Source organism: Bradyrhizobium sp. B097 (genome assembly GCF_038957035.1).
In the GTDB taxonomy this organism is placed as follows: Bacteria; Pseudomonadota; Alphaproteobacteria; order Rhizobiales; family Xanthobacteraceae; genus Bradyrhizobium.
Map to the genome: position 1 here is coordinate 7,336,943 of NZ_CP152412.1, position 21,094 is coordinate 7,358,036.

At 58.1% G+C, this 21,094-nt stretch carries 19 protein-coding genes; 9 read left to right on the forward strand and 10 right to left on the reverse strand.

The genetic code is table 11. The annotated features are described in order from the left end of the window. Positions 1-508 precede the first annotated feature (508 nt). The 4 genes from AAFG07_RS33645 to AAFG07_RS33660 all read left to right on the forward strand — a co-directional run bounded on the left by AAFG07_RS33645 (position 509) and on the right by AAFG07_RS33660 (position 3,706). Positions 509-814, forward strand: a complete 306-nt coding sequence (locus AAFG07_RS33645; RefSeq protein ID WP_342723998.1) for a hypothetical protein — start codon at positions 509-511, stop codon at positions 812-814. Positions 815-1,267: 453 nt separating this feature from the next. Continuing rightward, entirely contained in the window at positions 1,268-1,879 is a 612-nt protein-coding gene (locus AAFG07_RS33650; RefSeq protein WP_342723999.1) for a DUF4172 domain-containing protein, read from the forward strand. After that, positions 1,876-2,373, forward strand: coding sequence for a Fic family protein (locus tag AAFG07_RS33655; protein WP_342724001.1), 498 nt, complete (start codon positions 1,876-1,878; stop codon positions 2,371-2,373). Before AAFG07_RS33650 ends, AAFG07_RS33655 begins: the two co-directional genes overlap by 4 nt. A 649-nt stretch (positions 2,374-3,022) precedes the next feature. Beyond that, on the forward strand, positions 3,023-3,706 hold the full coding sequence (locus AAFG07_RS33660) for a hypothetical protein (protein WP_342724002.1): 684 nt from the start codon (positions 3,023-3,025) through the stop codon (positions 3,704-3,706). Between the two features lie 942 nt (positions 3,707-4,648). Here the strand turns inward: AAFG07_RS33660 and AAFG07_RS33665 are convergent. The 3 genes from AAFG07_RS33665 to AAFG07_RS33675 all read right to left on the reverse strand — a co-directional run bounded on the left by AAFG07_RS33665 (position 4,649) and on the right by AAFG07_RS33675 (position 7,050). Further along, positions 4,649-5,002 carry a hypothetical protein gene (locus AAFG07_RS33665; RefSeq protein ID WP_342724003.1) on the reverse strand — a complete coding sequence of 118 codons (354 nt, stop codon included), beginning with the start codon at positions 5,000-5,002 and terminating at the stop codon, positions 4,649-4,651. Positions 5,003-5,292: 290 nt separating this feature from the next. Beyond that, complete coding sequence (locus AAFG07_RS33670) at positions 5,293-6,534, reverse strand: cytochrome P450 (protein ID WP_342724004.1); 1,242 nt, start codon at positions 6,532-6,534, stop codon at positions 5,293-5,295. A gap of 243 nt (positions 6,535-6,777) precedes the next feature. Beyond that, positions 6,778-7,050, reverse strand: coding sequence for a hypothetical protein (locus tag AAFG07_RS33675; RefSeq protein ID WP_342724005.1), 273 nt, complete (start codon positions 7,048-7,050; stop codon positions 6,778-6,780). Between the two features lie 714 nt (positions 7,051-7,764). Between AAFG07_RS33675 and AAFG07_RS33680 the strand changes: the two genes are divergently transcribed. Beyond that, complete coding sequence (locus AAFG07_RS33680) at positions 7,765-8,649, forward strand: SPASM domain-containing protein (protein ID WP_342724006.1); 885 nt, start codon at positions 7,765-7,767, stop codon at positions 8,647-8,649. A gap of 584 nt (positions 8,650-9,233) precedes the next feature. Here the strand turns inward: AAFG07_RS33680 and AAFG07_RS33685 are convergent. After that, positions 9,234-10,037, reverse strand: coding sequence for a glycosyl hydrolase (locus tag AAFG07_RS33685; RefSeq protein ID WP_342724007.1), 804 nt, complete (start codon positions 10,035-10,037; stop codon positions 9,234-9,236). A 255-nt stretch (positions 10,038-10,292) separates the two neighbouring features. Continuing rightward, positions 10,293-10,733 carry a VirK family protein gene (locus AAFG07_RS33690; protein WP_342724008.1) on the reverse strand — a complete coding sequence of 147 codons (441 nt, stop codon included), beginning with the start codon at positions 10,731-10,733 and terminating at the stop codon, positions 10,293-10,295. Positions 10,734-12,070: 1,337 nt separating this feature from the next. Between AAFG07_RS33690 and AAFG07_RS33695 the strand changes: the two genes are divergently transcribed. The 4 genes from AAFG07_RS33695 to AAFG07_RS33710 all read left to right on the forward strand — a co-directional run bounded on the left by AAFG07_RS33695 (position 12,071) and on the right by AAFG07_RS33710 (position 17,229). Further along, positions 12,071-12,418: a hypothetical protein gene (locus AAFG07_RS33695; protein ID WP_342724009.1), complete on the forward strand. Its 348-nt coding sequence runs from the start codon at positions 12,071-12,073 to the stop codon at positions 12,416-12,418. Between the two features lie 1,963 nt (positions 12,419-14,381). Further along, entirely contained in the window at positions 14,382-15,071 is a 690-nt protein-coding gene (locus AAFG07_RS33700) for a response regulator transcription factor (RefSeq protein ID WP_342724010.1), read from the forward strand. Between the two features lie 27 nt (positions 15,072-15,098). Then, the gene (locus AAFG07_RS33705) at positions 15,099-16,553 is read left to right on the forward strand and encodes a type II and III secretion system protein family protein (protein WP_342724011.1); all 1,455 of its coding nucleotides are present in this window, start codon (positions 15,099-15,101) and stop codon (positions 16,551-16,553) included. 10 nt (positions 16,554-16,563) lie between these two features. Continuing rightward, positions 16,564-17,229, forward strand: coding sequence for a CpaD family pilus assembly lipoprotein (locus AAFG07_RS33710; RefSeq protein ID WP_342724012.1), 666 nt, complete (start codon positions 16,564-16,566; stop codon positions 17,227-17,229). A gap of 38 nt (positions 17,230-17,267) precedes the next feature. On the opposite strand, the gene AAFG07_RS33715 is transcribed toward AAFG07_RS33710, so the two are convergent. The 5 genes from AAFG07_RS33715 to sctQ are packed head-to-tail and all read right to left on the reverse strand — an operon-like array spanning position 17,268 to position 21,071. Beyond that, complete coding sequence (locus AAFG07_RS33715; protein WP_342724013.1) at positions 17,268-18,305, reverse strand: EscU/YscU/HrcU family type III secretion system export apparatus switch protein; 1,038 nt, start codon at positions 18,303-18,305, stop codon at positions 17,268-17,270. After that, positions 18,302-19,123 carry a type III secretion system export apparatus subunit SctT gene (gene sctT, locus AAFG07_RS33720; RefSeq protein ID WP_342724014.1) on the reverse strand — a complete coding sequence of 274 codons (822 nt, stop codon included), beginning with the start codon at positions 19,121-19,123 and terminating at the stop codon, positions 18,302-18,304. Before sctT ends, AAFG07_RS33715 begins: the two co-directional genes overlap by 4 nt. 10 nt (positions 19,124-19,133) lie before the next feature. Beyond that, positions 19,134-19,409: a flagellar biosynthetic protein FliQ gene (locus tag AAFG07_RS33725; protein WP_342724015.1), complete on the reverse strand. Its 276-nt coding sequence runs from the start codon at positions 19,407-19,409 to the stop codon at positions 19,134-19,136. A gap of 2 nt (positions 19,410-19,411) precedes the next feature. Continuing rightward, entirely contained in the window at positions 19,412-20,077 is a 666-nt protein-coding gene (sctR, locus tag AAFG07_RS33730; RefSeq protein WP_342724016.1) for a type III secretion system export apparatus subunit SctR, read from the reverse strand. Then, positions 20,070-21,071, reverse strand: coding sequence for a type III secretion system cytoplasmic ring protein SctQ (gene sctQ / locus AAFG07_RS33735; protein ID WP_342729317.1), 1,002 nt, complete (start codon positions 21,069-21,071; stop codon positions 20,070-20,072). The genes sctR and sctQ overlap by 8 nt, the downstream gene beginning before the upstream one ends. Between the last annotated feature and the right edge of the window lie 23 nt (positions 21,072-21,094).

Here is a 21,094-nt window from a genome sequence, read left to right on the forward strand (position 1 = left end):
TTGGCCGCCGGTCCTATTGGATCGGCGGTTTTCTTGTTACGTTAAGGTTCTCATGATTGGGGAATCATAGATCAATCTGCGCCGAACCGACGCAGCGCCGAACAGAAACCACGTCTGTGATCGGGTTGACAAGAATTTATGCAGCACAGAGGCGTACAATTCAGCATTCATGAAGCGCTGCCAGGCGAGTGGCGCTACATTTTCAAGATTGGTAGTAAGACGATCAGCGGCAGGACCCGAACCAGATTGCAGCTTCTGGCGGTCCGTCGGGTCAAGGATCGCATTAATCGCGAGCTGAGTCGCAGCGCGGAAGGTGAGAATTGATATTGGAGTGCGCGCCTCTCCCAGGCGCCCAGTTCGACGAGACGATCGCGAGCTGCTTAATGTGCGAGGCAAGAAACGCGACGAACGTGCTTTGTCCTCGGAGCCGGACGTATTTTGGCGAACGAAAGTGGCAACCGCTCCAGCTCGAACATACGTATGATCGAATCGTTAGGAGCCCAGCGCAGTGCCAAACTTCATAACCACGTACGACCTGGTAGAAACACGCCCAGACCCGCATGAAACCTTTCTGGAGAAGGCGATGGCACGGGGTTGGAGCGTTTGGAAAAAGGGAAGCGACGGCCGCTTGTATCGCCTGCCGAACACGACGTTGACCGGATCGTTCGCCAATCAAGATCTAGCTGTTGCCGCGCTTAAGGCGACACGCGCGGACACGCAAAGGGAGCTTGGGGTCAAGGTGTCCATGGAAAAGTGGATCGTCGCTCAATACAGCGGATCGGTTTTCGCCTCCGATGAGAAGGAAAGACCGTAGACGGGCTAGCTAGCTGATGCTCGATTGCTTTTGTCGGCTCCCTCTCCTATTTCAGTGCGCCCACGGCAACATTTTGTGCGCGTGGTATTGCGCGATCGCGCTCGGCTTCACGCTCGCTGACCAATATCTGTAGATCGTAGGGCAGTGCGTAGAAGCGGTGCCGCACATGCCTGGGCCACGACCGCGGCGGATCGACCTTGGCAATGTCGTCAAGCGCCGATGACACCGATCGATCCGCCGTCGCCTTCTGCCAGCCGGCGCAAGCATAGGCCTCGAGGCATGGTCACTATTGGCCAAATCCTGCGGATGGGCGAGGCCGCCCACGCACCTGTCCTCAAGATTCGTGGTCGCTCTGATGCGGAGATTAGCCACGTTATTCTCCGCGCGATTTGCGGAGAATATCCTGACGGATTCGGGGAAAAAGCGCCATATTCTCCGCAAAGGATGCCGAGAATGCCCGAATACATCCACCCACTAGGTGATTGGCCTCACTTTTCCTGGAATCCGGACGCCCTGGCAAGCCAGCTTGCATCCGTTCGCCTGCGCCAAGGGCAGCTCATAGGGCGGATGCAGGGGCTCGGCTTCCCCCAGCAGGAGGAGGCCGTCCTCACGACCCTGACCGAAGAAGTCCTCAAGTCCAGCGAAATCGAGGGAGAAAAACTCGACAAGGATGCGGTGCGCTCGTCGCTCGCCCGTCGCTTGGGGATTGACGCGGGTGCTTTGTCGTCCACGGATCGCAACGTCGAAGGCATTGTCGAGATGATGCTCGACGCCACTCAGAATTTCAAAGCCGAGCTCACGGCGGAACGACTCTTCGGCTGGCATGCGTCGCTCTTTCCGACTGGGCGCAGCAACATGAAGAAGATTGCTGAGGGGGCCTGGCGCGACGCCTCGGCAGGACCGATGCAGGTCGTCTCCGACGACCACGGGCGAGAGCGCGTTCACTACGAGGCGCCGGCCGCCGAAAAACTTAACGCCGAAATGACCGCGTTTCTCGATTGGTACAACACCGAAGAGAAGATCGATCCGGTCATCAAGGCCGCAATCGCGCATCTGTGTTCGTGACGATCCATCCCTTTGAAGACGGCAATGGACGTATCGCGCGAGCCATTGCCGACATGTCGCTTGCCCGCTCCGAAGGAATTCCGCAGCGCTTCTACAGCATGTCCGCACAGATACGCGCGGAACGGAAGACCTACCACGACATGCTGGAGACCACCCAGCAGGGTGACCTCGACGTCACGCCGTGGCTTGAGTGGTTCCTGGGCTGCCTCGGCCGCGCCTTCAGCGGAGCCGAAATCATTGTGGCGGCCGTGCTTGAAAAAGCGGAGTTCTGGAAGCGGCATGCCACAGCCGCAATCAACGAACGGCAGCGCGATATGCTGAACCGCCTGCTGGACGGCTTCGAGGGTAAACTGACGTCGAGCAGGTGGGCGACGATTGAGAAGTGCTCGCCTGATACCGCTCTGCGCGACATTCAGGGACTTGTCGACCAGGGTATTCTCGCCAAGGACCAAGGCGGGGGCCGCAGCACGAGCTACTCCCTCATCTCCTCGTGAAGCTATCCGGGATACTGCAGGCGTTACCGCGCAAGCTGCGAAATCGTCGAGGGCCCTTAGTGCCGGCAATGAAGGGCACGACATTTCGGTACAACCAGTAGATAAATGTGAACTGGCTTACATTTCGCGACGCACCGCATCGATATGATCCTTGCTTCGAGCGCTGGAACGACATCCAGCCGTAATTCCACATTGGAGCCTAGAAAGCCAAAAAGAGATCACAAAATTGGTCGGGCGTACCCAGGGAGTTGGCCATGCACACGGTCGTAAATCATGGGTTATGCATTGTATCCGGTCTCTTGTTATTTGTGGTTGCGCTAATACGCTTCAGTAGACCGCCGACAAACCGCACAGGAACGACTTTTCTCCTGTTCTACACGGGAGTGCTATTCTACTACGCGCTCCTGATCGAGCTCAGGCTCCTGGTCATCATTCTCGTGAGCGCGGGAGGGTATGGAATCGATGGCATTCCAATCGCCCAATCACTAAAGGCAAATGAGTGGCTAAGCCTCTCGCTTGCCGTCGTAGGCTTTGTTTTGATCACGGTGGCTTCGCAGTTCAAGCTCGTCAGCAAAATGGACACGGCTGCGCGGCAGTTCTGCATCCAGCTCGCTGCAATCCCAGCCGAAGCTGAGCAACTCCTGTCGAATTGGCGCACAGCCAATTGCTGCTCTCTGATCGACCTCTCATCGAAAACGTTTCCAAAGAGATCACAAAGAACATTGGCGCGAACGCCCTTCGCCTCGCCAATGATGGGTCGCTGGAGACGCGCTTTACGCGGGCGGTGTCGCTCTATTGGCTGTTCATCATGCCCGACAATGCCGGCATCCCGCTTTCCTTTCCCACGAACGTCAGCGGGCGATCGACCTATACACGAATAATGCGGCTCAATGAGAAAGCCGTGGAGCGATCCATTGCTCTGTATGACAGCCTCATGGAGAACGCTCTAGCCTGCTCCACGTCGTCAAAGCCGACGCGAGCAATGGAGGAGGCCCTCAAGAAGAACATTCAGGATCTCTCATTGGCGATCTGCAGGCTTATCGCGAGATGGGTGCTCTATCTCGTGACGGAGAACCAGCGACGCAAGCGTCTATCAAACATGGGTCTCAATCCACGAGACCACTCTCCAGCGTTTGGACGCGACCAATGGGTTGCCTCGATTCTGGTCATAATCGTCTTGTTCCTGTTCATGTCGATCGTGATACCCGGACAGCAGCCGTTCAGCCAAACCTTCATGTACTCCGTGCTGATGGCAATCCAGTTGGGAATGGCTGTCATAGCGGGCACGGCGGTAGCTCAACGGTTCATCCGTCGACAGGAAAAGAATGTTTGAAAATTCCCGCCTCTCGCGATAGCGAGGAATGCAGAAAGTGAAAGAAGACCGACGCACGGCAGACCCGGAAAAGCCGCGCGCTGACACATGGAATACGTTCGAGCGTTCGAGATTGTTCAGGATGGCTGGATCTACATCGAGAAGATCAACTGGCCATGAATGCCACGAGAGCGGGCCCAATGTGACAATCCCGCGAGCGGGGAACGAGCTGTTCGCCTACTTTAGGGGTGAAGAACGAAAAGCCCCAGCACCTTCTGGGGGCCGTGGGGGCCGGGATGCTGGGGCCATCGTGGCCTTATCCAAGGGTAGCAAATGGATAGGCAGCCTCATTGTGCATCGCTGACTCGATTCGTCAAACCGGCCGGGATACTTATCTCCCGGGCACGCCAATCACCCGAAAGACGCTCGAGATCCCGCCGGAGGTTGCCCGCCAGTTCGCGCCGGACATGCGGGCCTATCACGCCGAGCAGGATGACGTCCGACGCGACGGGATCGCCGTCGGCAGTAGACCCATTCGCCCGGAGCACAGGCCGGCGGGAATGAAGCTGCGATTGAACGGTTAAGGAGCTGTTCCAGCGATGCTGGTGAGCAGAGCCCGCTGCACCGCCTGCGGCAAGGTCGCTTCGATTGACACGTGGTTGGACTAGGGCGAGGTGATCACCTTTTGCCAAGGCGCGGAATGAGTGGCATGCGATCGCAAATGGCGTGCGCGACGATATCGCGAGCGCGCATAGGGGACACTTGATGACGTGGACGCGGGGCTCCAGCGAGAACTACTCCTGCCCTCATGACGGAACAGTCTGCTCGTTCACGGTGGCCGGACTGCTGCCTGAGGCTGTCGACGACGGAGCCCCTGTGCGGGAACGAGATGGCGAGCTGGACTAGACCTAGAAGGTCCGTTTCATTTCCTTCCTCCGCGAATTGAGCAGAACCAGAATAAGCTCATAAAAATATCGCGGCCAGCGTGCCAAGCGCGCCGAGCGCCAGCCCGATCAGCGAACCGGCCGTCGGCACGTCTCGAAAGAGCAGAAGCGTGAGAATCGGTTCCACCACTAGAATTGCTCCCACCGATATTGCGACAATTATCCAGATATTCTTGAGATGCATGTAGCCCAGCGCGTATCCGCAGACGAGCAGGATACCGCCGCAGGATATCAGCAGGAACAGCGGCAGGAGCGCTGTCAGATGCCCGCCGCCCTTTCCAAACTGCCTTGAGGCAATCAATTCCGCGATTATCGAAAGGGATTCTCCAAAGAAGATCGCCCCCACCGCGACAAATTTCAATATTGAGCTCATCGCCTGACGCGCCGAAATCGCAAGATTAAAGGCCGCTCGCGATAATGAAATCCGTCTCCGGGCTGCCTTTGACAGCTGGAATCGTGAAGGGCCTCGGCGAGGTGCCGCCGTTCATGGCGTTCCGCGCAGGCGCTCCAACGCCTGCCCGATGGGCCACCGGCCCCCGAGATGCAGCGGCTCCTTCGCACCGATCAAAGCCCCTTCGGTACTGTGCAGCGGTGAGACTGATCGAAAGAGGACAAAACCGTGCTGCTGGGTTTCGGCTTCCGCCCAAGCCGGAGTATCACAACCTAGGCCGCAATCTGCACCGGAAGAGCGGAATAACCGTGCACAAAGTTAGACGCAATTCGCTCGGGCTCGCCGACAATCTTGACCTCCAGCCGCGCATTCAACATTTCTTCCCAAAGGATTTTCAACTGCAATTCTGCAAGATGTCGACCAACGCAGCGATGGATGCCAAATCCGAACGAGAGATGCTGCCGCACGTTCTTGCGGTCAATCGCGAATCTGTTTGCGTTCTCGATGACCTCGTCGTCCCGGTTACCGGAGATGTACCACATGACGACCTTGTCACCTTGCCTGATTTGTTTCCCACCTACGATGATATCGGCTGCAGCGTTGCGGCGCATGTGTGCGATGGGCGTCTGATATCTAATCATCTCGGACACGGCGCTCGACACCAGCCTGGGATCATCGCGTAGTTTTCGCTGCTCGGTGGGGTGCTGGTCCATGAACAGGAGGCCCCCGGTAATCGAATTGCGCGTGGTGTCGTTCCCTCCCACGATCAGCAGAATCAGATTCCCGAGAAACTCACTCGGCTCCATTTGGCGAGTCGCAGGCGAGTGCGCCATCATTGAAATCAGGTCGACGCGTGGCTCGGCACTAATGCGCTCGTTCCAAAGACGAGTGAAATAGTCCAAGCACTCGGACAAGATTGCGCTTCGCTTGTCCCAGCTGTCGATCACATGGCCGATTTTCGGGGTTGCAACAGCCACGTCCGACCAGTAGGTCAAGAGCCGCCGATCCTCAAATGGAAAGTCGAATAGCGTGGCGAGCATCTGCGTCGTCAACTCAATAGAGACCATGTCCACCCAATTGAAGGCATCGTTGCGCGGCAAGCCGTCCAGAATCGTCCTGACCCGGCTGCGGATTAAGCTTTCGAGCTTCGTCAGGTTTTCCGGTGCGACTATCGGACTTACAGTATCGCGCTGCTCGGCATGTTTGGGAGGACCCATTTTGATGAAACTCTGAGTCCAGTGCTTATCAGGCACGTCGACAATAGTGACACCGCGCTCAGACGAAAATGCCCTATGATTTGTATCCACCGCTACGATATCTCGGTATTTCGTTACGGACCAATATGGACCATAAGGGCTATCTTGGCAGTAGTGAACGGGATCTTCCTTTCGCAGCCGCTCGAAGCAACCAAAGATGCTATCATCTTGAAAGCGCTTGGCTTCGCTTACATCCAGATTGCCCAGCGGGATGCGGCACGCATCATCGGCTCCATAGTTTGCCAATCGAGTTTTCATGATCGTCTCCGCAGATTTTTCTCTCTCGAGAGCTTACGGATCCACAGGTCACGATTTTATGGTTTCGAGCTGCCGTGGCGTTTGGTTGCGAGCGGGTGGTCGCTCGAACAGACTATCCCAAAGTGCAGCCAGTCCCCCCTACCATGTCTGACAGTGAGGACCGCATTGACTTTCTAAATCGATCTGCTCCAGTGGTCGATGAAATCAGAGCACTTGCCTAGATCTCCGCGTGCACGCAAGGCGTCAGTTTCGAGAAGCTGGCGAAATTTCATTCTCAGGAACGAAAGCGGTATTGATATTAGCCAAAGTCTGCGGCGTCAGTGATGCACCGAAGCACAGCCCGCGATGGTTGTAAGGGGTCCTTGCCTTCAATAGCGTCAGTAGATGATTGACGGCCGCAAACTTGGGGGGCAGGAAAGTAAGCACCTGAGATCGGCTCATGAGCAGACCTGCGCTTGCTTTTTTGGTTGTCTCAGCGACACGGCGAGCGAAGTCGTCGCACAGAACATCCTTCAAGATCGGCGCTGCGGGCGTTCGCAATGAGGCGCATACTTCCAAGCCCCCCGTCCAACGAGCTTGAATCGCACGCCGCGTCATATTGTACGATCTCAAAGTAGGCTACAACCGCCGGCAAGCCAATGTAGGTCATTCCCGCGCACTGACAGCGACGGCGGCCCCCGGATCAACCTGGTTGTGGCAGTTCTCACGATCCCTCCACCTTGCTATCAATCGACATTGCTCATGGACGATCCGTACTGTCAGAGGTAAGACCATGGCCGCTAATCGGGACGACGTATGTGGCCAGGAACAGTCCCAATGTGGCGATCTCGACCACCCGATGACCCGAAACAGACTCCCGATGCGGCGCTTGAGGATCGAACGTTTCCCCGCAGCCCAACTAGCGCCTCTTCAACAAAGCAACCTAGCGAGGGTCACCGCCCGCAGCATCTGGCCCGTGCCGACACGCAACAAGGATGCCAGTGGCAGCCAATGGTGGTGCGGCAGTCTGCGCGTAGAGAGGCGTGTCGACACGCCAGACCGGTGCCATGTTCGGGAGCGAATTGTCGGCGCAGTGTTGGCGATGAGGTAGGAGTTTCGTCCAGGGCATTTCGTCAACGGCCCCATCCTGGAAATTTCAATCCGTGGGGAGCAATGCAAGGCGCTGCGCGCTGAATGCTGAGCTCCTTCTCCTGCAATTTCTTGCTCTGGCAATTGAAAGGACCAGACAAAATGACGGCCTACCCCATGGTGTTCCAAGACTTACGCGCGGTCAATCCCAGTGGCAGGGTATTGGAGATAACCACGACCGCAGGATGCATCGTCCGATGTTCTTATTGCCCCCAGGACAAGTTCGCCAATCGTCAAAGACCGGTATCCCAAGCGAAGCACCTAGGTCTTGGTGATTTCAAGCGATGTCTGGCACGCGTACCAACAAATATCGACATCAGTTTTGCAGGTTACTCCGAGCCTTGGCTTCACCCTGAGTGCACCAGGATGGTTGAGCACGCTTACGCTCGCGGCCATGGCATTCGAATTTTCACGACCGTTGTCGGAATGAATGGAAGTGACGTTCGGCGACTGCAAATGCTGCGGTTCCAGGCTTTCGTCGTACACGTCCTGGATGACGGTACCTACATGAATAGCCGTCTTGTCGGGAAGACGTATCTCAACGTCATGCGCCGACTGGTCGACGCGAACATTCCTTCAATTCGATTCGTCGTCTTTGGCAAAATCCATCCCGATCTCGCCGACATAATTCCTGCTCGAGCGCTAGCGCGCTTGCGCCCGCTTAGCAGCAGGCGAGGACGTATTGATCCAAGTATCATCAAACCACGAGAGCCGATCATCGGAACTCTGACATGTACTGGCGAACGACAATTTCGGAATGTCCTTCTCCCAAACGGCGACATTACTCTGTGCTACATGGATTTTGAGCGACGCCATATCTTGGGCAATCTTCTGCGCGTCGAATACGAAGATCTCTTCGAAGGACCAATATTTCACGAAATCGCCAATCGCATGCACGGAACGGATGGCTTTCTGCTTTGCAGGACGTGCGAATTTGCCAAACCGCAGGCGTCAGAAGGCACGACGGACGCCGACCAAGCCTCTTGAGCGGCTGGCCCGCGAATGCCGATGTTGTGGTTTGTGAGGAACTATGCTCCCAGGAGCGACATGTCGCCCTGCGCCGGTTTTGCACTGCGACCGATCGGAAACTCGCCCACAGCATACTGGTCGCTGCGATCATAGCGCCATGATCACCGCCATCGAGATCGGGAGGTTAAGACGATCACGATCATCAGTGCAGCGGCATGCCGCAAATTGGAGCTCAAATCCTCAACTGATTGCTTTCTTTTGTCATCCGACGTTTCCTTGGTGGACAGGCCGATGGTGCAGCGTCTTTCGAGAAGGGTTTCGTGCCGGCCATCGTTCATTCTACCTCTCACTAGGCCACGTCGGGTTTCGGAGGGCCAACGTTATTGGTCCGCCATCAATCGCGCGGACATCGGGTCATCAGCAACTCCCACAGGCACCTGAACCCGGAGAGTTGTTTGGCGTCGACTGTAGGCGCGGCCCCCAAGAGGCTCGCCTGTGGTGATCGACATGCTCCCAAACCTGGTCGAAAGCGACAAGCTGAGGTCGTCGGTCGGAGTGGCTCAACGGCACAAGCGCAAATCGCCTCACTGCCCGCGCGATCTTCACTTCGAGGTCACCGACCAGTTGTTGAAATTGAAGTTCATCCCTCCCGGGGACGCGGTAATCTCCACGCCATATTGAACTGCACCGACGTTGATGTCGCCAAAGTATCCCTTCGACTTGATCCACTGCAGGATGCTCTTGATGTCCACTGTCCCGCTGTTGGTTTTCGAAGTGCGCAGCAATGAGATGACTTTGTGACCATTGAAGCCTTCAAACACGTTCCAAGTCGCCCCGCCTACATTGACATTGCTGTAGACCGGGATCGCCGCACCAGAAGGGGCATAATGATATGAAATGGGCTTAACGTTGCCGCTTCCGTCCGAGTTTCCGGTGTAGTTTGTCCAGAGCATTATCTCATGCTGGTTTGAGCTGTCCCAGATATCGTAGGCGACGTCCCAGGCTCCGCTAGAAGGAACATCCTGATTGAAGCTCGAGGTCAGAGTGTTGATTGAACTGAGCCGTTTTCCGATATTGAAAGCCTCGTGCGGATAGCTCTTGATGCCAGCAGTATTAGGCTGGTTCGACCAAACGCCCCACTGGGTGACTGCCCCCACCGAAATCGTTTGAGGCCCAGCGCCCGGTCCCCATACGTCGTTGTTCCAAGAGTAGCCATCGCGTGAAAAGTTCCCGTATGGAGCGCGCGAACTCCAAATCGGCGCCCTTGCCGATACAGGCGCGCCAAATGATGGTGACCCGGCTCCATTCAAGGCCTGCCTGAACAGATTGTGATCCTCCTGTGTCCGGACGTATCCCGTTGGGGACGCCTCTGGCGAGCCGGCTCCGTCTATCCGACTGGAATCCATAAAGCTCTCTTTCTGGTTATGAGAACAACGTCTCTTGCAGATTCGCCGAGCGAGCCCCCGAGGTTCGTAACCAGTTCAGTTAGATGGCATCGGCATCTAGAGATCAGGTCCGAATGCTAGGAAGGTTGCCTTTCGAGGAGCTGACGAACTCGAGGAAAACGGAGGACCCGCGCCCGGAAGAGCTGTGATGGGGAAATGCGATCCGGCGGGCGACCCTCGCTCCACGCTCCAGCGCCTCTGTCACAACTTGCGCCTCTACCAGATGAACTTCGCGCCATCAGGCAGTTTGCAAATGAATTCGCCCTGGTTCATCAGTTCGGTCGTCCCGACGACAAGCTTGGACGCCCGCACCGTGAGCTTGCCTTGGCGGCTGAGGCTATGGCGAATGTATTCGGTCACGGCGTGTCCGGAGCCGTCCACCGTTTGGTGCGCATTGGCAAAGCTGATACCGTTCTGGGCGGTCACCCTGAAGGCATTGATGACCAGACCGCCCTGCGTCGCCGGGCCGGGCTTGCCACCCTCGGCGGTGGTGCAGTGATTCATGTCAAGTATGAGCTTCACATTCTTGCCGGTCTGCAGGGCATTGAGCACTTCGGCGTATTTCAGCGAGGGCTCATCGGCCCTGGCCATCGGGCTCATGCTTGGCGCCGAAAGCAAGGACAATAGGATCGACAGGCCTTTGCCAGTAAACCTCATATGTTGATCTCCCTCGATAAGAACCACAGATCGTACAAGCGCAACATTGCAAGCCGTCGTGCTAGCAAGTCGTTTGGCGAATTCCAGACATCGAGCCCGGTCGCGCTTGCGACAAAGACAACCTGTCGCGACCAGGCGCAAGTGGTCGTGACGGCTATTCCAACGTCACAACCTCGTAGGTCAGGTTTGCAAACTCGTCTCCCCTCGTGTGAAGACGCTGAAACGATTTGATCGGGAGGCGGCCACTTGGAAACCACGGACCGCAACGGTCGAGCTAATCCAATGGAGCGCGATATGATTGAGAGGGATGCGGCTCTCACATATGCGTAAGCGCGGGATTTCCGGAGATCACTTCGACCAGCCCGCATCTTGCCAGCTTGTTCACGTTGATACCTGGGGTGGACCCTCTGCCACCTAAACAATAGGTCCGGAATGAGGTTGGCGACGAACCTGACGCCGCGGCGCGAACAAGTCCTGCTCAGTCAAGGCACCTGATCTCGGCCTGGCCGAAACAAGAATGCCAGATGGCGCAACGCAACGTCACCGACTTTTGATCTACCGCTTTGCGCGGCATCCGTCCGGCTGACCGCTCTCGCCGCACCGAACCGAATTCATCCGGCAACCCTCAAGCGGATTCAGGCTTCTTTCCTGGTCCGTCAGCTTCTCGAAAGCTTTAGCTGCAAGAATGTGCACGAGCCACCCGTACTTGAGGGGCAGCAAATGAATATTGATCCACGGAATTCTGCAATAACCCCGGTTGACGTTCACGATGTCCTTCCGGCGCTGTACCGGGTGGACCGGCAGCCAGACGAGCTAGGCGCACAGACCACCTCACCCGTCCGCGGATCCAGCAAGCTTTGAGCAGCAGCTAGATGACTTGCATTCGGTTCACCCAACGTCGGATTCAGTTGCCGCTGCAGCAGATTCCGGGCCTGCCACGTCCTCGGCTGCGCCGAACGAGGCGGCCCCGGAAACCGGTCGCTATCCAGCCGCATCATTTGTGAGCGCGCGCGCAGCTTGCCGCAACGCTGACAGGTGCCACTCTTGATGCGCTCAGAAACGAGATCGCACTGGCCGAGCGGCAATCAGCACGGTGGTCGCCAGCGACCGCGGCTCCCGACGCCAGTGTCGATCGGGGCCGCGTTTTCGACGACGTGGCAGGGTCGTCATATGTCAAACTGCGGCGCTTTCGGAACCATGACAGCGATTGCAAGCCGCGCACGGAAGACAACACGAGCGCAATATCGCATGTCCGTAACACGGCGCGAGATCATTCTTCCGTTGGAGATCCCCTAGAGCGATATCCTATGGACCGGGCCCGCCAAGCCGGATGGCACATGCGCGGCAAGACAACAGCATCTCCGTTCGTGTCGTTGGTTGCGGAACCCTCCAAACTGGTCGTCTCGCGCGACCACTGGGCGCGAGCGATCGCAAACGATACGAGCACGCTGCACACCTACACCGTACCGAAGTCTGCGGTGTGGACGCCCGACGACGTGCTGAGCAGTATCGGGCTGGGAATGAATGTTGAGGATCAGGACAACATCGATGCGGATGTGGATCTTATGTGCTCGCTCGGCAGAACGCCAACCCGAGAGACCGAGCGCTTGTTTCTAGGCGGCAACCTCGACGAATACCGGACCGCCAGCGAAGCAAATCCGTACAAGCGCGGTGGCAATGAGTAGATAACCTGCCGACCGCCCCCATCTCGGAAAGTGCTTTCACCTTCCAACACCAAGACATCTACCTAACGAAGAACCGCAGGATGTGCTATAAGCGCTGGCCTCACGAACAATAGCTCGAGCAGCCTGCGCATAGAGCTACCAGATAACGGCTGAAGCGGCGCCGGCATCCTAAGATGCGGATCCGACGTCTGGGGCCCGCTCGAACCGCTCTTCCCAATCGTTCGTTGGCGTTGCTCGTTCGGGCGCTTCGGGCATCCCGGCAAAGACCCGATCGCTGCAGTCACATTCGAAACCGGGCTCGGTGACGTGAGGCGTTGAAACCCTAGCTTCTACTCATGGCTGTCTCGGCCTGATACTGGACGCGCGTTCGACGAGAAGACCGTCAGACGCGATCGTACTACCAAGCGCGGTAAGAGCCGCATCAGCCATGGCAAACGGTACATCGCGCTACGACCTATCCGCGGTCTGAATGCGTTTCATCAAAACAATCGATTTTGTCGATCTTGCCTGAAGGCCCATAGTCGGGGCCGGGCTTCGGAGCAGCGTCCAAGAATGTGGTGTGACAATCGATTCTCTCTTCAGTCTCTTGCCGGTCAACTTGACCTGGGCAATCGCATCTCTGGGTAATGCCCACGCGTCAAATCGACGCTTCTCCCGGTCGGCCATGGTTTGCTTGCTGACTGTCACGTGAGAGGCGATCGGGCAATCGCACGGTCCCGACGTCCAGGCTTGCCTTAGAGCGTAGCAAGAACGACTGACACTTCGCACACTGCCATCGACTGCGACTCAAGCTCCCGCACGTTTGAGGGTACTGCTGTGAGCAACTGTTAAAGGCACTTGAATCCCACCTAACGTCAGATTGTAGGATTTCCGACAGCCTCGCGGCATAGAACCCCGCTCGCGCGAAACACTTCCTGACAGGTAGCAAGAATTGCGAACGTCTCTAAATCTCAACGCCGCCCCACTCCGGCCCGTCACGCGGGTCGATCACTCCTCTCGAAGGTATGATCTCAACACCGCCTATGTGCAGGACGGAGGAACCGGCACCGCCCGTGTTGCAGCCGGAGCGGGATGTAGCAGTCGAGTAAGCGGACTCGGTTTGCCTCGCCCTGTCCGCGCGCCACCCAACTCCAACTTCGAGCTTCGATCATTCCGCCCTCGTTTATCCCAAGTAATGAGATGCAACTGGCGTAACGACCTCAACCAGATACGGCATGGCCGCGGCGTGCAGCCCTATCCGGCCTTCGTTCGCTGCTTTCGATGGGGTGCAGCGTCCGGAACGTCGGACGCGGCCGAACGTCGGAATCGTTGGCGTCCTGCATGTCTATCACCGGCTAGCGAAAGGCTTTCTCCTTAGCCGCGAGGCGCATCGATTGTTTCGTCGCGCGTCGCGGCCTCAGGAGGCAATGGCCAGATGCGGGGCGTGAACTGTCTTCACGCGGAACAGTTGCTTTGTCATGACCTGGCGACGCTACAGGCTCCATAGCAGAGCAATGCTGACCGCGGGACTGAGGTAAGTGGCGAGGTATCCAAATGTCGGTTTCGCTAGACTATTCAGCCACAAATGTAGTCGCTCTCCCCTGCGCCTGGGCTTCGATTGCACGGCCTGGCGCTGTCGATACCGAACGCGGCGGCTCAATGCGTGCGGACATGGCTACGATTGGCGCACAGCGGCGTCAGCCTGCTGCTACTGCTTTCGGCCTCATGAGGGATTTCGGGGTTCTTCCCGGCACAGGGGATGTGTTGAGTATCGCTGATAACACATACAGTTCCCGGCAGGCCATTGCATCTACCCATCCGGTAACAAGGGAATCGCGGAGATTGACCGCGCGCCACCATGCTCGGCTTCGTCGCTCTCGGGCTTCGGCGTTCACGCCAGAGCGTCCGTCTCTGAGTTTCGTCGAACATCCTGGTCAACCGTGACGCGCTCAGGTCTTGGCGCGGGTGGACGAAAGGCGATGAAATGCGAATTCTCCTGGTTGATCATCATGCGGACTTTGCCCGCGCTGTGAAGGAAGCGCTCCTGAATTGCGGGTTCGCCGTTGACGTGACACGCACCCTGGATGAGGCGGCGGCCGCGCTGGATTGCGCCAGCTACCACATTCTCTTGCTCGACTCGGTTTTGCCGGATGGAGACGGCTTGGACTGGCTGAAGCAATTGCGGCGCGAGGGGCGTTCAATGCCTGCCATGATGATGAGCAGTTTCAACGATCTCAGCCGGCGGATTGCGATTTTTAATGCGGGTGCGGATGATTTCCTGGCCAAGCCCGTCTCTATCGACGAACTCATTGCTCGCATGCGAGCCATTTTGCGACGGTCAACGCAAATGACAGCGCCGGTCGTGACGTTCGGCAATCTGCATTTCGACCCGATCGGGAGGCAAGTCTCGGTCGGCGGTCGAATACTGAGAATTGCGCGCCGGGAGGTGTGCATCCTTGAACATCTGCTCAACCGCGCCGGCCGCACGGTGCCGCGCGCGTCACTGGAGGATAGCTTGTATGCGTTCGACGACGAGGTCTCGACCAATGCGCTGGAAGTGGGGATCTATCGCTTGCGCACGCATTTGAACCAGGCGGGTGCGACGCTAAGGATCAAGACCGCGCGTGGTGTCGGTTACACCCTAGAACTCATTGGCGCAGCATCGGCCGCCTAGCCGATCGAACTTGAAAGCAACAATCCCTTGAAGGTCGTTAACAATGCTGCCGGCGCTGATGAGCCGTCGATGGTCACCAGCGGGCCACGCTCTGCCGTTCTGCCTCGTCTCTGCCACACCCTCTGCGCGCTCGCTCTGCTATTTCCACCTGCTGCCGCGGCCCAGACCAAGGGGGATGGCAAAGGAGAGCCGCCGCGCGCGGCGCCTGGCAGCACCAGCGGCACGCTGAACCTTACTTCCTCACAGGGCAAGACGGTTCATCTGACCGCGCCAGCGGCGAGCATCTTTGTTGCCGACCCGACGATCGCGGATTACCAGGCGCCGTCGAACACGACGATCTTTGTGTTTGGCAAAAAGTCCGGACGGACCAGTCTGTTCGCTTTGAACGACAATGGCGAAGCTCTCGCCGAGCTGCGCGTGGTTGTCACGCAACCGATCGAGGATCTCCGTGCCACGCTGAAGGCCGAGGTCGGCGACTATCCGATCCAGGTCAGCTACACCCCGCGCGGTGCGATCCTTAGCGGGACGGCGCCCAATGCCGATGTCGTCGAAACCGCCAAGAAGGTCACGGAGCAGTTTCTCGGAGCGGGTGCGCTGGTCGTCAACAAGATCCAGGTGGCCGGCTCATTGCAGGTGAATCTCAGCGTGCGGGTGGCAGAAGTCTCCCGCAGCGCTGTCAAGGAGCTCAATATCAACTTCTCCGCCTCGGGCCAAAACGGCGCCTTCATTGTCACCGGCAAAGGTTCTGGTTCCGGCGCAGCGGGCGGCGGTGGCACGATCGGTATCGGGTTTAGCGCCGGCAATATCAACCTGAGCGCTGTTCTCGACGCGCTCGCCAGCGAACACCTCGCCTCGATCCTGGCTGAGCCGAATCTGACGGCGATGTCTGGCGAGTCCGCGAGCTTCCTGGCCGGCGGCGAATTTCCCATCCCGGTTATGCAGGACAATCGGCAGGTTTCGGTGCAATTCCGGCAGTTCGGAGTGAGCCTCGAGTTCGTCCCGACGGTTCTCAACAACAATCAGATCAACGTCCGCGTGAAGCCCGAAGTCAGCGAACTGTCGACAGAAGGTGAAGTCAAAATCAACGGCATGGCGGTCCCTGCCCTCTCGACGCGGCGGGCCAGCACCGTTGTCGAGCTGGCCAGCGGTCAGAGCTTTGCAATCGGCGGGCTCATCAGGCGCAACTTCAACACTGACATCGGCGAGTTTCCTTGGCTCGGCGACGTGCCGATCCTCGGTGCGCTTTTTCGCTCCTCATCGTTTCAAAAACGCGAAACCGAGCTGGTTATTATTGTCACGCCTTACATCGTGCGACCGGGATCGAACCCGACCCGAATGAGTGCGCCGAGCGACCGCATCGCTCCGTCCTCAGACGCGGGGCGCATTTTGACGAACACGCTGGCACGGCCGCCCCGAGACCGCGATGCGCCCCATACGAGCGCACCAGGATTGACGGGCAGTGCCGGCTTTATCATCGAATGAGGATCGTCAAATGACCTTGCTACATTTGCGCCATTTGATCGTTATTGCGGCAACATTAGGCGGATGTGCAAACAGTGCTTCGATCCATTCCGGGCCGGCTGAACAAGCGATCGAGGTGGAGCAGAAGAGCAGTGTCTTGTTCTTGCAGAACCTTCGTGGCTCCGAAAGGCATCGGCTCGTGAGTTTCATTGCGAGTGCGAGTGGCGGCCGGCGGGATGCGCTTCATGTGGATGTCACTGGCTCACCCCGGCTCATTGCCCAGGTGGCCCACGAGGCCCGTGCCATGGGCGTTGCCCCCTATAACATCCGCCTGTCCGCCTCCCTCCTCGATTTGCCCGCTCGTTTCGGGGTGAGGATCGAGGCGATCACCTATGAAGCCCATCCTCCTGTCTGTCCGTCGCTTTCCGTGGTCGGGCCCGCAGTAAACGAGAATTCGTTCGACCCGACGATTGGCTGCTCGACCCGAAACAATCTGGCTGTCATGGTCAACGATCCGCTCGACTTGCTGGACAATCGAGCTGTCATGACAAGTAGTGGCGATCGTGCCGCCACTCCGGTTGCCAACTACGGGACCTTTGCCCGGCGCAACAAGAGCGACGGAGAAGATGGAACGAGCAACAAGGCCGCGCCGGAAGCCCCCGCGGGGGCAACGAGGGACGTACAGCCGCCTCGATGATGGGCGTTCGCAATCGCGGCGCCACGGGCCAAGAAGATCTAGACCAGCCCGGCGGCATAGAGCGCTTTTGCAACCGACTCGAAGTACTGCGAAGGAACCGGGTTGCCGAGCCTTGCTTTGCCCAGGAGCTGGCGCGCCAAGACGTCGTCATCCACAATACTGAGGCGGAGCGCGCGCGCCTCATGCAGAAGCCGTGAAGCAGCGTCGCCTTCGCCACGGCAGACCAAGACCGGCACGCCGGTTTCGCCGCGAACATAGCGCAGCCCAATTAAGGTTGCGGGTCCCCTCAGTATCAATGTGGCGCGATGAACGCCGAGCGGAGCCTCGTTCGCGGACTCCTGCCGCAGACGCCGGTGTTCACGCTTCACCTGCGGATTGCCTTGCTGCTCCTTGTTCTCGCGCTTGGCCTCGGTTTCCGTCATGCGCATGTCCTGCATAAACATCCAGCGTTGGATCAGAAGGTCAGCCAATCCGCCGACCAGAAAGGCCCCAGCGGCAATCCCGGTCAGCAGTTTGACCTCGGTGAAGACGAATCCGAGACAGCCCATGCCGCAGGCCGGCAAGTAAACCAGCGCTTTCCAGCTCGCGGTAACGGTGAAGAAAAAACACGCCCCGAGGAGCACCACCTTGACCAGCGTCTTGCCAAGCTCGATGAACGAACGTTTCGATGCGATCCGCTTCAAGCCTTTGATGGGATCCAGTTTCTCAAGCTTCGGTTTGAGCGGCTCCAAAGCAAACATGAAGCCGCCATTGACCAGAACATTGGCCAGAAGGGCGGCTGCCACGGCACTGGCGAGCAATGGCCCGACCGATGCAATCGAAAGTTCCAGCAAGCCGCTGAGTGCTTGCGAAACGGCGCTATTGAAGGGTTGCTCCTGCAGTTTGTCGATCAGTCGGATCGTTTCCTGCCACTTGTCTTCGATCGCCCCCGCTCTCCACCACAGACAGCCGAAACCGGCGCATGCGCTGACCCCGCTCACCAAATCGGAGCTGCGCGCGCTCTGCCCCTTTTTGCGCGCATCGCGTAACTTCTTGGGAGTCGGAGGAAGCTTTTTCTCCTCGCTCGTACCGCTCATTTCAAGAGCTTCTTCAGATACTCAAGCACGTTGTTTGACGTGAGGATTTCAGTTCCCACGTACTCAAGGAGATAGACGGTGTAGCTGACCATGATGAGCCCGAAGGCGACATTTTTGATCGTCGGGGAGAGATCGTTCAGCTTGAGCTGCGATGCAAAGCGGCCGAGCATCATGATCGATAGGTCGACCAGCAGCAGCAGGGCCAGCACCGGCCCGGCGACCAGCAGCGTCGTCCGCATGATATGATCGAGAAGGGTCAGACATTCCATTGCCCCTTGCGCCGTCACAGCAGGCAGGAACTGATACACGGGCCAGATCAGATAGCTGCCATAAAGGCTTCTCACCATGGTCTGGAGGCCGCCGGCCAGAACGAAGATCGTGACGGCAGTAATGCCAAGAAAAAGCCCGGTTCCCGACGCTTGGCTGTGCGTCGCAGGATCCTCCGCCGCGACCTGGCTCGATATTCCTCGCTGGGTGTCGATAGTGTCGCCGACCGCCTGGATACTCCATAGTGGGATACTGAGCAGGATGCCGAGCAGAAGACCGACGAACACCTCCTTCAGACCGAGCATGGTGACGCTGACCAGACGTGTGTTCGGATCCAGCGCCTGCAGCCCGAGCTTGATCTGCGCCAGACACGGCAGGCCGATCGCAATCGTCAGGCTTCCCCGAATCAGGCCGCTGATGCGCGGCCGGGTAAAGACGGGAAGCACCAGCATGATGCCTAAGGCGCGGGCCGCACTCAGGCCGGTTGCGGCGACGAGTTCGATCGCGCTCCTGACGAGAGCTTGCGCATCTGTGGGGGACAGGCCGGCCATCTAAGCTCTGCTAGTATCTCGCCGTGAGTGCGGGAAACTCGCTGAAGATGCGCTCGGCCTGTTCGATGAGCGGGGCACTAAGCACCGGAGAAAACCCAGCGAGCACGGCGACGACGACCAGAAGCTTCACCGTCAGGGGCAAGGTTTGATCCTGCAGCTGGGTTGCCGCCTGGATGAGGCCGATGATCAATCCGGAGACCAGAGCTGCGACGAGCGGTGGCAGAACCCAGATCATGAAAAGGATGAGCGATTGGCTCAGGTGTGTGAGGATGCTGGCTTCGTTCATTGTCAACCTCCCGGCGTCGTGTAGCTCAATACCAACCCGTGCATGAGACGTGACCAGCCGTCGATGGTGACGAACAGAAAGAGCTTGAAGGGGACGGATATCACCGTCGGGGACACCATCGACATGCCCATGGCCATCAAAATCGTCGTTACGATCAGGTCGATGGTGATAAAGGGAAGATAGAGAAGAAAGCCGATTTCGAAGCCACGCTTGAGTTCCGAGATCAGGAAAGACGGCACAAGAATCACAAAATCATCCACCGTGGCGCTGCCGCGCATCTCCTCCGACCAGACATGTTCGGTCGAGGACAGGAAAAACCGGCGCTGCTCTTCATTGGTGAACTTCTTCAGATGGGCGCGCAGCGGCTCCTGCCCCTCCTTGGCGGCGGTCAGCCAATCATCGAAGGTTTGGTAGCGAAGTTGAGGATCGGTCAGGCGATTGTAGGTCTGCTCAAAGACCGGAGCGCTGATGAAGACGGTCAGGATCAATGCCGCGCCATACAGGACGATGTTCGGCGGTATCGATTGGGTCCCGAGTGCGTTGCGCACCAGAAACAGAACAACGGAGACTTTTATGAAGGCGGTGGTTGTGACGACGGCGAATGCCAGCAGGCCGAGGCCGACCGTCACCGCCAGGAGCGCGAGGATGCTGGGTTGAATCTCAGTCATTGACCGCCAACCTGCCGCGTAACCTGACGGCCAGTTCCTCGCCAATCCGCACGATGTCGCCCCGTCCGATACGCTGGCCGTTGGCAAGGATATCCACCGGACCGTCGAGCGGCCTGCCAAGTTCGAACACATGGCCTTCGTTGATGCTTCGCAAGGTTCCCAGCGGCATCGGCCAGCGGCCGCATTCGAATACAAGCGTGATCTCGAGATTGTCGATATCGGCCTCAGAGGGGAGCTGCTGCGCTTCGGATTGTGTCGTCATATGTCCACTTTTCAGAGGGTGGGATTGCAAACGGAATGGCCCGCGCAGGATCAGCCTGTCGCCGGCAATCTCTGCAGGGGCCCACAATCGGTCCGCGGTGAGGATGACCTGACCGCGAGCAAAGGGAATTGCATCCGGGAGCAGCGCGTCGCCTTGCTGGGCCCGACGAACAAGACCTATTGTGATGCGCAGCGATCCAATCTGGCCTGCAACGATGACAGGGAGTTCAGGACGAAGCTTGGGCGCCTGTCGCGGCAATCGGCCAAGCAGCTCGCCAAGGGCGCTGAACGCCGGCGGAACCGGACCGTCAAAAGACGAGAATAGAAGCAGGCGAGCCTTGCAGGTGAGCGGACCATAAGCGACGTCGAATTCAAGATATGGACCTGACCTCGCCGCTTCATCGGTGCGGATAAGCTGCAAATGTCGTTGGGTTAGCCTCTCCAGTGGAGCGAGCAACGGTTCAAGCGCGAGTTCGAGGATCAGCGAACGACTTGGCTCGGAAGGTAAGGTCAAAGCATTCTGCACGGTCGCAATCAGCGCTTCTGCCAGCGGGCCGGGCAAGGACAAGACGACCGTTTCGCCGCCGGCGTCAAAGACGCAGTCGAGCATCGATGTCGCAACCGGCTCGGCCTGCCAGACCAGCCGGTTCATGCGCAACGATAACGGTCTATCGCCGAGACGGTTTTGCAGTGGGACGCGGAAAGCCGCGATCTCGTTGAGCCACGAGACCACAGCATGAGAGAGGGTCAACGCCG

Coding starts and splice junctions, on each gene's coding strand:
- AAFG07_RS33650 (WP_342723999.1), top strand. CDS start 1,268: ATGCCCGAATACATCCACCCACTAGGTGATTGGCCTCACTTTTCCTGG.
- AAFG07_RS33665 (WP_342724003.1), bottom strand. CDS start 5,002: ATGAGCTCAATATTGAAATTTGTCGCGGTGGGGGCGATCTTCTTTGGA.
- AAFG07_RS33670 (WP_342724004.1), bottom strand. CDS start 6,534: ATGAAAACTCGATTGGCAAACTATGGAGCCGATGATGCGTGCCGCATC.
- AAFG07_RS33680 (WP_342724006.1), top strand. CDS start 7,765: ATGACGGCCTACCCCATGGTGTTCCAAGACTTACGCGCGGTCAATCCC.
- AAFG07_RS33685 (WP_342724007.1), bottom strand. CDS start 10,037: ATGGATTCCAGTCGGATAGACGGAGCCGGCTCGCCAGAGGCGTCCCCA.
- AAFG07_RS33690 (WP_342724008.1), bottom strand. CDS start 10,733: ATGAGGTTTACTGGCAAAGGCCTGTCGATCCTATTGTCCTTGCTTTCG.
- AAFG07_RS33695 (WP_342724009.1), top strand. CDS start 12,071: ATGCGCGGCAAGACAACAGCATCTCCGTTCGTGTCGTTGGTTGCGGAA.
- AAFG07_RS33700 (WP_342724010.1), top strand. CDS start 14,382: ATGCGAATTCTCCTGGTTGATCATCATGCGGACTTTGCCCGCGCTGTG.
- AAFG07_RS33710 (WP_342724012.1), top strand. CDS start 16,564: ATGACCTTGCTACATTTGCGCCATTTGATCGTTATTGCGGCAACATTA.
- AAFG07_RS33715 (WP_342724013.1), bottom strand. CDS start 18,305: ATGAGCGGTACGAGCGAGGAGAAAAAGCTTCCTCCGACTCCCAAGAAG.
- sctT (WP_342724014.1), bottom strand. CDS start 19,123: ATGGCCGGCCTGTCCCCCACAGATGCGCAAGCTCTCGTCAGGAGCGCG.
- AAFG07_RS33725 (WP_342724015.1), bottom strand. CDS start 19,409: ATGAACGAAGCCAGCATCCTCACACACCTGAGCCAATCGCTCATCCTT.
- sctR (WP_342724016.1), bottom strand. CDS start 20,077: ATGACTGAGATTCAACCCAGCATCCTCGCGCTCCTGGCGGTGACGGTC.